3 protein-coding genes are annotated in these 13,816 nt (G+C 38.3%); 2 read left to right on the top strand and 1 reads right to left on the bottom strand.

Going from position 1 to position 13,816, the window contains the following annotated elements; translation table 11 throughout:
* Positions 1-259 precede the first annotated feature (259 nt).
* Positions 260-12,424, top strand: a complete 12,165-nt coding sequence (locus OB69_RS11050; RefSeq protein ID WP_053223783.1) for an NHL domain-containing protein — start codon at positions 260-262, stop codon at positions 12,422-12,424.
* A 76-nt stretch (positions 12,425-12,500) separates the two neighbouring features.
* Here the strand turns inward: OB69_RS11050 and OB69_RS11055 are convergent, their stop codons facing one another.
* A complete protein-coding gene (locus OB69_RS11055) occupies positions 12,501-12,878 on the bottom strand; it encodes a MotA/TolQ/ExbB proton channel family protein (RefSeq protein WP_053223784.1) in 378 nt (125 codons plus the stop codon).
* Positions 12,879-13,037: 159 nt separating this feature from the next.
* Here OB69_RS11055 and OB69_RS11060 point away from each other — a divergent pair, with 159 nt between their 5' ends.
* Positions 13,038-13,808: a LytR/AlgR family response regulator transcription factor gene (locus OB69_RS11060; protein WP_082338155.1), complete on the top strand. Its 771-nt coding sequence runs from the start codon at positions 13,038-13,040 to the stop codon at positions 13,806-13,808.
* Positions 13,809-13,816 lie beyond the last annotated feature (8 nt).

A 13,816-nucleotide genomic window follows, 5' to 3' on the forward strand; every position in this document is an offset into this window, starting at 1 on the left:
TTTGACTTAATAATCAATCCCCAGTCTAGCAATAGGCTGGGGATTTTTGTTGGGCACACATGGAGTCTACCCTGCAATAGTTTTAAATAACTTCTAATCTTTGTATTTCTATCAATGATCATCAACAACCTATGTCAATTTTCAAACAATCAAGACTGACTACCTCAATTATTTACATTTAAAGTTATGTTTTTATACTGTTATCTATTGAGTAATTAAAAACTTAGTTTAATTTAACTTTTCATTTTCAAATCAACTTATGAGACCCTTCCTAATCTGTCTAATTGGAATCTTCTTTTCTGTTTTGGGCTATGCTCAGACCAATGTTTCAGGAAACATTACATCGAATACAACTTGGACTAAGGCCAACTCTCCTTATGTTTTGGTGGGAGATATTAATGTAAATCCAGGGATTAAGCTAAGTTTGGAGCCTGGTGTTACAGTGAGGTCGACTGGGGCTTTTCAGATTTCCTTGAATAATAATACTGCACGCATTATAGCGATAGGAAGCCAAACTGATAGTATCAACTTTGAGGTGCCAGAACAAGAAAGGGGGTTTATAACCTTCTCTGGAGCTAATACAGCATTGAGTTTCTTTAAGTACGTGAAAGTTGAAGGGCAAGGGCAAGTAAATTATAGGAATGAATTTTTAAGGGTTACCAATACTACGTCATCTAGTGGTTTAAGTATCTCAAATTCTCTCTTCTTTAATACCTCCTTTAATCTTAGAGAGGAGGGTAATCAAATTAATATTGAAGACAGCAAGTTTCAAAAAGCGTATCTATGGACTTTTAAGGGAAACACTGGTTACAATTTGAAGCGGAACTTATTTGTTTTTTCAAATATTTCAACAAAAAGTAATGAGGTAGTAATTGGTAGTCCTTTAAGTGAGTCACTTATTGAAGAGTCTGAGTTTATAAATTCACCAATTTACGGAGCACATACAAAGCTCACCATTCGAAACTCAAGGTTTTTTGCAGATAATAATTCATTAAGGTCAAATCCATCATCAGGAACTAGTTTGTTTATTAATGTGAATCAATTAGTAATGAGTGGTTGTTATCTGGATGGGTTCAATAGGTTTTATGGTGTTTCACTTACCGATTTCTCTCGAGTTGGTGCGGAAAGTTCAATCACAAACAATACTTTTTATCGAATTGAACTTCCTCTTCAGGCATACATGGTTGGTGAAACTATTTTTAATGGGAATGATATTATAGAAGCGAGTAAGAGCATCAACTTTATTTATACTTTAAGCGGAAGCGAGGTTGACGCTAGGAATAATTTTTTTGATGGAATTACGGATTTGATCTCATTAGAGGAAAGAATCCATCATTTACCTGACGGGAGTGGTGGAGGCCCTGTTGAACGAACTGGAGGAATTGTTGATTTCAGTTCTCCACTGACTGCCCCAATAAACACTAACATGACCATTACTCCTTCCTTCTCTTTTTCAAGAAGTAGGGGTGCTAATGAATTTATTGATGAGGTGAGTTTAAGAATGAATGAAGCTGGGCATCAATTATATAATTCTTACGAGGTCTACCTACTGGATGCCCAAAATGACTATCGATTAATACCAAAGGGGGTCTATGATTCAGATATGGAGATAGATTTACCACATGAAGGTAGTGAAGAATACTACTTAAGAGCGATCGATATAAACGGTGAAGTAAGTATGTTTACTAAGCCTTTTAATAATCGGCCTTTATTATTTAATGAAGATCCACTTCCAATAATTTTGGATGCAGGGAGTACATTAAGGACAACTTATAAGGTGTTTGATTCTGACCAAGATTATGTAGAACTAACACCAAAATTAGATTACTATGGTCAGTCATTTGTAGAGCCAGAAAGTGTAAGTCTTAATCAAATAGGGACTTTAGGAGATACTTTAATTTATGAATTGGAGATTGTTTTATCAGAAAATGACTTTGGGTATTTATCCATTTCAATTGATTATTCAGATGGATTACACAGTGGTGGTACACAAGCGGTTTCATCCAATGTCGTAAAGAGGCCTGTGATTGAAAGTGTTTCTCCTGTAATTGGTGTTTACGAAGGTTTTGGTTTTGATATGAATGAACCTGAGTTATTCAAGATCATTCAATCCTCTGGCCAAGATAATGATCCAAATAGAATAAAAATCACTGAAGTGTTAAACGGGACACTTAGGTATAAAGGTGATGTAGTGACCTCAATGGATTTCATTTATAGTTATTCAGGAAGTAATGAACTTTTTTGGGAAGCTCCTTTTGGTACTGGTATTGTTGATGCATTTAAGGTTAAGCTCTATAATAGTAAGTCTGAATCTGAAGAAGAGGTTATAATTCAATTCGACCTCCTTGGCAACACGGCTCCACAAGTAACTCATATAGATACCCTCTCAGCTAATGAAGACCAGTTGAGGTATGTTTTCTTTAACGGTCATGATAAGTTCTCAGATTATTTAGAGATGAATGATGCTGAAGGTCATTCGATTCATTTTAAAATAGTAGAAGTTGTCAATGGTAAGTTATTGAATGGGAATGGTGAGAACGCGGAGGATTTGGTACTCCCTGTTAATTTTTCTTCTGTAAGAGCTTCACTTTTTTGGCAGCCACCCACTAATGAATATGGGAAAATACTCGGTCTTAGGTTAAAGGCAACAGATGGTGCTAAAGAAAGCGATAGTATTTATGATTTGTACTTTAATGTTCAAGCTGTTAATGATAAGCCTACTTTCGACTTCATACCTGACCCTGTACCTGTCCAATCTACTGGTCAAGCATATATTATTGATATAACAGGGGTTTCTGATGGGCCGAATGAAGATGAGGATTTACATTTTTCCATAGTAAGTTCTAATGAAGGCGTGATACCACAAGAGCAAATAAGCATTGATCATAACAAGACTACAGGAAATGCCCAGTTGAGAGTAACCCCTATTAATGGAGCTGTGGGTACTTCAATTATCTCTGTAAATTTATCAGATGGGGAAATGTGGTATGGCCAAGATGTTCAGTTTACCTATCTTCCTCAAGAAACTGCACCCCTTATAGATGTTGCAGATCGGTTTGTAGCATATACAGATTACCCGTTTAACCTAGATTACACAATATCGGATGATCAGGAGTATTATAGTGCTCTGGGCAGCTCTGATGCTGAATGGTTGAGCATTGATAATAGGAATAGAATAAAGCGTATTACTCAGTTAATGAATGAATACACAACCTCAGAAAACGGACTTTTGTCAGAGGCAAAGGTGGATGTGTTTTTCTCAGCTATAATTGATAAGGAAGGGAATCTAATTTATTCCGATGGATATGCCATTAAGAAGTTATCACCTCAAGGTGTGGTTTCCACAATTGCTGGAGGAGATGAACAGGGAAACAGAGATGGAGTTGGTAAATATGCCCAATTTGGATCTAATGTGGTTCTAGCTTACGACCCAATTTCAGACTATATCTATGTGTCAGATCTCGGTAATGAGTCTATTAGGAAAATAGATAGGTATTCTAATGTAACTACATTTTTCGATGCAAATGATTTATTAGCAAATCCTTGGCTGCGTCATGGAGGTGTTGACAAGCAAGGAAATCTGTTTGTGTCTCATGAAAGTTCTCAATACCATCGAATTTACAAAATAAATCCGTCTGGAGAACATGAACTCTATGCTGGGGCAGACATTGATTGGACAACTGATATGAGTGGTGAAGGGCCAAAAAATAGTGTTCCTATTGGTGCAATTAACGACATGGAAGTGACCCAAGAAGGAGTTATTTATTTTTCCAATAGAGGATGGGTGAGGAAAATTTCAACTGATGGCAATGTTAGTGCAATTGATTTAGGTGAGGCGGTTCTCTCTGCACCACGTGATGTTTATTTGGGTTTGGATGGAGATAGTCACTTGTTAGTTTATCAGCAACAAATTAGTAAACTGGTAAGGATGAGTTTAAGCAACGAAAGTTATGAAATTTTAACTGGTGTAAATACCAAAGAATTTAAAGACAATGCCTTAGCGGAAGAATTCGGGTATGTTAATGATGGACCATACATATATGCACTCAATGGGGTAAATGGAAAGGGGGTCTTTATGTCGGTGGTATCGACTGACGCAATTAAATATAATACTCGATATAAATTTATAGCTCTGCTCAGGCCTGATTTAGACTCTATTAAAGGTGTTGCTCGAGTTGAGGACATAGGAGAACACACTGTAACAATTACAGCGAAAGACTTTCAAGGCAATACTTCGACCAAAACGGTGATTGTTGAAGTTAGAGAAAACAACAAAATTGAAGCTACAAACCTTAATCAAACAATCACTTTTGAAGAAGACTCTCCCTCGGTTGATTTGGATGATATAGTCCTTAGTGGGCTTCAGAACAATGAAGAGGCTCTGGTCACTATCAAATTGATGCCTATAAATGCAGGACTGCTAACAACGGGTTCAGGTAATGATGAAACCTTTGATGCCGCTACAGGCACCTGGACAATGACAGGAAGCCAAGCAGCGGTCAACTCGGCCTTAGCTTCCATCGCTTTAATCCCCACCTCAGACTGGGATACTGACTTTGAAGCTGAAGTAGTGGTAGTCAATGCCGCTGGCGGAGTGCCGAATAAAGGCAAGATCAACTTTAAGGTAACTCCTATAGCTGATATTCCAAGATTGCGAACCGAGCTAACAGACAAGGCCTATGCGGAAATACCTTACCTATATGAGTTTGAAGTAGAGGATCCAGATAGTTACTTTTTTGGATTTAAAATAAACTCTTACCCTGATTGGCTCACATATAGCGAAGAATCATGGATAGAGACTTTTTCGGGTAAATGGGATTACTGGGGTAGCACAGTCAATGGAGATTTGGATTTAGCAAGGTTCCAGTCACCTCGAAAAATTTCGAAAGACTATGAAGGCAACCTCTATGTCATTCAAAATAATTACGTTAGAAAAATTACACCTGAAGGTATAGTAAGCACTTACCTCAGCCATTCAGGCGGCTACTTAGATGGAGGCATAGATGAAGCAAGGTTTGATTATATCACTGGTATTGTTTTCGACCAGTCTGGCAATGCATATATAGCGGATGCCAATAATAGAAGAATTAGAAAAATTGACATCACTGGAGAAGTAACCACAATTGCGGGTAGTGGTCAATATGGAGATGAAAATGGGCCAGCTTTAGAAGCTTCATTTTTAGGTCTTCGAGGAATTGATATAGCTCCCGATGGCAGTATTTATATTTTAGATGGACAGTTTGTGAAAAAGCTGGACAATGCTGGACAAGTTATCAAAATTGCAGGAAATGGTGAGTATGGTATAGGAGAGGGGTCTTCATTGGAAGTTCCTTTTACTAGCCTAACAGATATTAAAGTGGACCATGAAGGAAACCTCATTATTGCTGATATTAATACGATTAGAAAGCTAAATCTAGCGACTAACCAAGTTGAATTGATAATTGGAAAAGAGCAATGCTGTTCAATACCAATTAACGGAACAACATCCAATAGTGAGGTCTCATTCAATGATTTGAATGCAATTGCTATCGATGAAAATGGATTGATTCATATGGTTACCAGCAGGTGGTATATGAAGGTTGATCCATTAAATGGAGTTACGCAAGGAATTGGTGTTTCTCATTCATCTAATGAGTTTCAAGAAGGGCCGGCAGAAGAGGCGGATTTTTCAAGTATTTCGGGTATTGTATTGGTAGGTAAGAATGTTTTTCTTTCTGAAAAGAACAGGCATATCATTAGAAGAGTTTATAATACCAATGGGAAAATTGAAGGTACCCCAAGTGTCAATGATTTAGGAGGGAACATTGTTAAATATTCAGTCACTGATAATTTTCAGCAGGAATATTCTTACATAACGAATATTCAAGTTATAGATAACGATAAGCCGATTATTAGTGGCATGAATCAAACCTATATAGGGAAAGAGAATGATATCAATATTCCTCTTTCTGGAATTGCTTTGAGTAAAGTAGAATCAGATTCGGTAATACTTTCTTTAACGCTTTCTAACCCAAAGGCTGGGTCATTCGACTACAATGAGGAACAAGGATCGTCATTCGATCTGGTAAATGGTAAATGGACAATCAAGTCTAAGCAAACTGAAATCAATCAGGTTTTGGCAGCGCTTCAGTTTCATCCTACTGCCGAATTCCATGGGAAAGTTGCGGTTAAAGTTGCGGCTCGAAGACTTCATGGGATGTTTGCCAGAGAGGAGAAATTTTCAATTTTGGTAGAGCGAGATAATGGACTTCCTGAGATTAATGAATTTACTCAGATTGATGCCATGGTGGATCTGCCTATGCAGCTAGAAATACCAATTACAGATGCGGATTTAGACCCAGTTGATTTAAAGATAAATGGTCTTCCAGATTGGCTTCAATTAAAAATAGAAGCTGTTTTCGAAGTAGGTACCTTGGCTGATATGGAGCCTACGTCTTCCATTTCCGAAATTGGAGATGGGCTGGTTTCGGATGTCAAAATGTACGCATCAGGTATTCGAGGCCTTTCAATAGATAGTCAAGGCTTGGTTTACTTTACAAATCACAACCGCTTACAAAGATTAAAAAATGGAAAAGTTGAAACTCTAGCACAAGATGATGGTACTCTAAGATCTGATTATTTAAGGGCAGTTCAGGTAGTAAATGATGAAGTCTTTGTGAGCAATGAAACTGCAATTTTCCGTGTAGATAACGGAGAGCTTTTACTTGTTGTAGGTGGAGATTCAAGAATAGACAAAGATGGTATTGGTGCCCAGGCAGGTTTCTCTAGCATCAGCGATTTTGTATCAGATGGTGAAGGAGGATTCTATGTTGCCGATACCTATAAAATCCGTCATGTCAATGAGGAGAGGCTTGTTTCTACGGTTGCAGGAACAGGTGCGTATGGTGTAATTTCAGAAGGTGGCAATGCCTTAGAAGTGCCATTGTTTGGTATTACCCATTTACAATTGGACGATGATGGAGGCTTACTTTTCGGGTTAAATTCTCAACGGAAGCTTTGTAAGTATAAAGACGGAGTCATCGAAATTATTTTTCCTTTTGGGTCACACTCATTTTCTCCAGTTCAATACAATACAGATAAGCTTGGAAATGTCTTCTCATTTAATTCGAACTATATCTCCCTGTATGATACCATTGTAGGCTTGAAGGAATATATAAATGCGCGTAATCTAGCGACTTATCAAGTTTCAGATGGGAAAGAGGGTGAGTTTCAATGGTCAAGTGTTTCCCAAGTGATAAGGACATCCCCGAATAGTTTTTATTTATTGGATCGTGCTGCAGGGGACATAAGAACCATAACCTATAAATTTAAATATAGCCTAGAGGGAACTCCACCAGAAGGAAGCGAAGGAACAACAAATCTGGCATTTAAATTGAATGATGGGTTTGGAGAGGAAGTTACCTATCAAATCCCTTTGAATGTAGCTGCTCCTGATAACCCTAAAGTTACTGGCTTTCCACAAAATTTTAGTTATATAGAAGATGCAACACCATTTCCTCTCGACCCTATTACCATCGAATCACAAGATGAGAGCAAAGAATTTAAAGTTAGGATTGATCTAGGAGGAGAACGGTTTGGCTCTCTCATTTCAAACAGTTTTGATTTATTAAACTCATTGCACTCTGGTGTTTATGAAATTAAGGGTAATGCGGCAGAGTTGAATGAAATTCTGAGCACCATTAATTATCAACCAGGTTTAAACAATGACTTAAACTCTTCTATTGATTTTAATTTCATCCAAATTGGAGGGAACCTGTCATCTGATTTTAAGATTCCTTTAAGCGTTACTGGGGTAAACGATGCTCCCCAAATTAGAGGTCTCTCAGATACGGTAGCCTTTGTGGGCGATAGCCTCAACATATTACTCGATATCTTTGATATTGAAGATGGGAAAGATGTTAGTTTAACGAATATTGTTAAGCCTGACTGGCTGAAAATACAGAAGGCCGAAATACAAAGCGAAATCATTGCAGGAACACTGGGTACAAAAGGATTAAAACTTGGGAATGCCCAATCCTCAATTCTTACACAGCCTCAATATGTTGCTGAAGATGGCCAGAAGAATTTATACATTTCAGATAGAGGTCTGAATTCCATTTTCAAATTAGATCAGAATGGACAGCTTACACTTTATGCAGGCTCACTCCGGTCAGGTAATGTCGATGGGCCTCGTGATAAAGCTCAGTTTTATAACCCCTCAGGTTTGGCGGTTGATTCGGATGGGATAATGTATGTTGCCGATACTTATAATAATTTAATAAAGAAGATTTCGTCTGATGGAGAAGTCTCTACGATTGCAGGCTCAGGTAGAAAAGAAACATGGGATGGAGTAGCTCAATATGCCGCATTTAACAACCCTACAAAGTTAGCATTGTCAGAAGAGAAAGGGCTCTTGTATATAGGAGAAGGAAGGAGTATTAGGGTTTTAGATTTGCAGTCTAAGGTGGTTTCTACTTTACCTATTCAATTGGAGGAAGATGCACTTCGTTCATTGAGCTTGGCTAAAAATGGAGATATCCTCATTGGTAGCTTTAATTATGTTGCTCGATATACTTTTGACGGTCAATTGATTTATATAATTGGTAGTGGAAATTATGGTAATCAGGATGGAGATCATACCATAGCCTCGTTTTCTTATGTTCAAGGCATAGTTGAGGATGATAAAGGAAATATCTTTATCGCTGATCAACTTGGAACAGTCTTGAGAAAAATTTCAAAAGACCTAAATGTTTCAACGCTTAGGGGAATAGACAATTCACTAATTTTTAATACGCAAGGGAATTTACTAGTAAGAGGCAATGAATTGATTTTTGCAGAATCATATCCTAGCGTAATCAAAAGAGTCAAGCTCGATCAATACTTTATTTCTGGCAGGCCTTCGATTTCCGATATTGGTGAGAATATTATTCAAGCAACCATCAAGGATACTGAGGACTTGGAGACAAACTTTGACTTTAAAATACTTGTAAAAGCAAATGACAGGCCTAACGTTCTGGGGCAAGACACTCTCCTTCTATTTGGGGAAAAGGATGGCGCAGTAGAGTTGCCAAAGTATGAGATTGTCGATTCCAATGATAATTCCTTTGAAGTATTTATTTCTGCTATGAATTCGTCTTCAATTTCAATTGGCACTACTTCAACAGAATTGATTCCTTTCGATAATGAAAAGAAAGGATGGGTATTACAGGGGCAGGCTGCTGACTTGAACAGTCAACTCGGTATGCTCAATGCTTTTTCTGATTCGTTTGAAGACGAAACTTTGAAGTTTAAGTTTAGCAAAATAGGTGGAGAGCTGTATATGGTTAAAACGGTAATTCTTGTTCCGAAACCTGTAAATGACCTCCCAGTGTTGACGACTCAAAAGGTAATTGAAGTAGTGGCTGGAGAAGAGTTCAATCTGAATTTTGAGGGGGCTGATCCTGATAAGGATGTACTGACCTATACTTCGTCAACCTGGCCTACATGGGTACAAGCCGATTCGGTAAGGATGTTACAGTCGTTTATTGATTTGGCTTATTCTAAAAACCTACCTGATTCTATTAAAAATAAAGTCAGTATCTCTGCAATGGCAATAAATCAAAGTGGTGATATTTATACTGTTAGCTCTTCTAGAAATAAAGTGCATAAACTTTTATCGAATGGTGAGTTTGAACTCTATGCCGGAAAAGGGAACAATGGCTATAAAGACGGTAACAGACTGGAAGCTGAATTTTATAGGCCTCGTTCGATACTTTTTGATAAAGATGATAACCTTATCGTTGGTGATTTATATAACACTGCACTTAGGAAAATAACCTCAGATGGAATAGTTTCTACATTGGTAGGTGGAGACCGATTAATTAATACAATTAATTTCGTGGGAAGAAATGGCTATAAGGATGTGGCAAAACCTTTCTGGATTGGACGTTTAGCCCAGGATGAAGTTGGCAATATTTATACTAGTGAATACTATTCTGTAGGTAAGTATGATGTTTCTGGCTATTACAAAACTATAGCGGGTAAACCTGGCAGTAACTATGGGGGCTACTGGGATGGGAATGCTTTAGATGCTGGAATCCATTATGCAACCTCTATTGTCCCTCTTAAAGAAGATTCTTTATTGATTTTTGATCATTATGCTGGTACGGTACGAAGACTCTCTAATGGGTACGTTGAAACCATTTCAGGAGTTGATGGCTTTGGTTACCATGATGGAAATATTGAAAACGCTAGGTATGGTGGGTTTTCGGCCTCTATCTTATTAAATTCAGGTAAAATCCTGGTAATGGATAATGATAATTATGCATTGAGGGTACTAGATTTTAAAGAAGATAAAGTATCTACGATTGCTGGAAAGGGATATTTTGGTAATGATTTCGGTATTGCTAAGGAGGCTGCCTTAGGTGATGTTTTGGATTTACTTGAATTAGAAAACGGTGATATTTTACTGAGTGAATCAAGCAAAATCAAACGCCTTGCTTACTCCACTCCAAAAATCTCAGGAACACCTCAACTGTCAGATGTTGGAGAGCACAAGTTCACTCTTCGTATTTCTGATGGTAAGAATGGAATTATAGAAGAGGAGATTACGATTAAAGTAATTGCACCAAACACACTACCTACAGTAACTACCATACCAAATGTTGAAGAAACCTTTGCGGTAGGTAAAACCAAGGATATTGCTTTGTTCGATTACTTCTCTGATGCGGAAAATTCAGATTCAGAGCTGACTTATGAAGTGGTTACTAACTCGGATAATTCTGTTGTAACTACTTCAGTTATCAATTCAGCAGATGGCCTTCTTAAACTATCTGTGGTTAATGCAGGAACTACCACTTTAACTTTAAAAGCAACGGACACAAGAGGAGGGACGGTTACTACAAGTTTCGAGGTGAATATCGCCAAGGCAGAAGCAACCATCGAGTTCGGAACATTGAGTTTCATTAACACCGGAGAAGCAAAACCTGTCACGGTTACTACAGTGCCATCAGGTCTTAATTTTGCGCTTACCTATGCGGGACAAACGAGTGCGCCATCTGCCGTAGGAACTTATGCTTTAGAGGCTACCATCGATGAGCGTAACTATGCCAAAGTAGCTACTGCTGAACTGGCCATTATAAATATTGCTCCAGAGGCAATGGCGCTTTCCGCCAATACAGTTTTTGAAAATTCAGCCGAAGCTACTTTGATTGGTGAGCTATCAGTAACCGACCAAAACCCAACGGATACACATCAGTATAGTTTGCCAACAGGCACCACAGACAATGATTCGTTTACCATTACAGATGCTAAACTATATGCCAGCAGTAGCTTCAACTTTGAGGAAAAGGCCAGCTATACGGTTACTGTACTTGTTACTGATAACTATAATGCGACCTATCAAAAGGAGTTTATGGTTACTGTAACAGATGTAAACGAAGCGCCAACAATTGATGATTATGCTGAAATACAGGTGGTGAAAAACTTGGGAAGCCTGACTATTACCCTCACAGGCTTGAGCGCAGGGGGGGACGCAAATCAAACCATCTCCATTACATCTGCAAAGTCTGGTGTAATCAAGTCAAATAGCGTGACTTTAAGTGCTGATAAAACCACAGCTCTATTGACTTTTGAAACAGAGACAGATCAGGAGGGTTTTGGAGCAATTCAGGTAACGGTTAAAGATGACGGAGGTACAGCCAATGGAGGAGTAGATACCAAAACGATTGACATTCCAATCAAGGTGTTGGCGCCAAATGTTACTGTCACTAGTGGAAGTAATTGTGGGCCTGGTTCTGTGAGCGTATCAGCAACAGGAGCCGATAGTTATAAATGGTATGTCGCACCACTGGGTGGAAGTTCTCTTTCTAGCGAAGCAACTTATACAGTTGATCTTCAAACATCATCAATGTTTTATGTAGCAGGAGTGGTTAGCGGGACAGAATCGAAACTCAGAGTGCCAGTCAGTGCAACGGTATTTGATGCCTTGACTGCGCCAGTAATTACAAACACAGACAATGTACTTTCTGTAACCGCTGTTACTGGGCTTAGCTACCAATGGATGAAAGATGGGGTGAGTATTGATGGAGCAACTGCCAATAGCTTTAGCCCGACAGAATCGGGTAACTATAGCGTTGTCATAAACAATACGAACAACTGTTCAGCCACCTCAGTAGCAGAAGAGGTGATCATTACAGGCATCGAAGACAAATTGTACACTTTGGCGGTGAATGTTTATCCAGTTCCAAGTTCAGACTACGTCTATTTAGAATTTGACGAAACCTTGAGAAAAGGAACAAAAGTTCAAATGGTAGATAATTCTGGAAAACAACTGGTATCACAAGTTTTGACAGAAGCTACAAATAAACTAACAATTGATGTGCGAAAAATGCCAGAAGGTGTGCATACCATCGTTGTTCAGGATGGAGCCAAACTTGCCCGCAAGAAAATCCTGATTCAACGATAAGTTGAATAGAAATCAAAAAGTCAATCCCCAGTCTAGCAATAGGCTGGGGATTTTTTGTGTTAATGGGGAACAATGATTATTTAGGTGTTGCTTTATTGGCCAGAGCCCTTAGAGCAAAATAAATAAGCAAAGACAAAGTGTAGATCATCAATCCGTAAGTAGGTGTGATAAATGTGATTTTTAAACCTGCAGCCAATAAGCTAGGAGAAATATCTCCTGCTGCTTCAATAGCCTGAAGTGCACCCATCAAGTCCAAGGCGCTGGCCAATAACCCGATGATAAAGGCAAACAGGCCTACCTCTTTTATTAGGCTTATCTTTCGTTGTGAATTCTCATTCACCTGATTGGCTAAAACAGCTTTAGCACTAAAAACCGACAAAACGATCATGATTACGGCAATGATAGTTTGAATGCCCATGAACAACTTACTTCCTAAAAAAAATAACTCTAGCATAATTTGAATATTTAAGGGTTAGAACTTGCTTTCAAAGCTATTAAGGAAGCTTTGCAATGTGTAAGTCATATCCATCTGTATACCTGTCGTTAGTCGATATTCGGGTTAAAATAGTAAGAAAGGAGCGGAATTAGTTAACGTTTTACTTAATCTTGAATAATGATCAAGCATTCTCGTCAAGTCATATTTTGGGCAATAGTCTTCATTTTTTTAAACCTGTTATTCGGTTTGAAATGGAGTAATTATCTCGATTCTTTTTACTTTGCCTCCATGCTTATGCCCGTGGCGGTGGCCACTTCATACTTCTTCAATCTTTTTCTGGTTCCACAATATCTAGAAGCAAAAAGACACTTCTGGTTTGTGCTTTATACTTTTTACACCGTGGTGGTTTCGGTTTTTTTATCTGGGCTAATCGCCATGGCAGCATTTGTTTTTCTCACCGACTTCAATTGGAATCGGATGAGCCCTGTGGCTGGCGATATACTGCAATTAGGGGTCATCATCTATTTTGTAGCGATTTTATTCTCTTTCATTCGGGTATACCGATCGAACCTTGAACGAGATGCTAGGATTGCTGCTTTGGAGGAAGCAAATCAGAAAAACCTATTACAAACTATCACAGTAAGGTCTAATCGTGAGGCCGTTTCAATTTCAGTTGATGATATTCTTTATATAGAAAGCCTTGCTGATTATGTAAAAATCAACACGCTTACTGGGGTCGTCATTACCAAAGAAAAAATAAGTGGTTTAGAGAAAATGCTTCCAGAATGGTTTATTCGTATTCATCGGTCTTACCTAGTGAACAAAAATAAAGTGGAAGCCTTCGGACATGATTATGTTAAAGTTCAAGCCCAACAACTTCCTGTGGGTAGAAAGTATAAAAAGGAGGCTTTGGAAAGAATAAATAATAACAAGGAATTGACGTCTTAAACGTTTCA

It is taken from the genome of Roseivirga seohaensis subsp. aquiponti (assembly GCF_001267955.1).
Lineage (GTDB): Bacteria > Bacteroidota > Bacteroidia > Cytophagales > Cyclobacteriaceae > Roseivirga > Roseivirga seohaensis.

Bases quoted from the DNA above. Each gene is read 5' to 3' on its own strand.
- OB69_RS11050 (WP_053223783.1), top strand. From the start codon at position 260: ATGAGACCCTTCCTAATCTGTCTAATTGGAATCTTCTTTTCTGTTTTG.
- OB69_RS11055 (WP_053223784.1), bottom strand. From the start codon at position 12,878: ATGCTAGAGTTATTTTTTTTAGGAAGTAAGTTGTTCATGGGCATTCAA.
- OB69_RS11060 (WP_082338155.1), top strand. From the start codon at position 13,038: ATGATCAAGCATTCTCGTCAAGTCATATTTTGGGCAATAGTCTTCATT.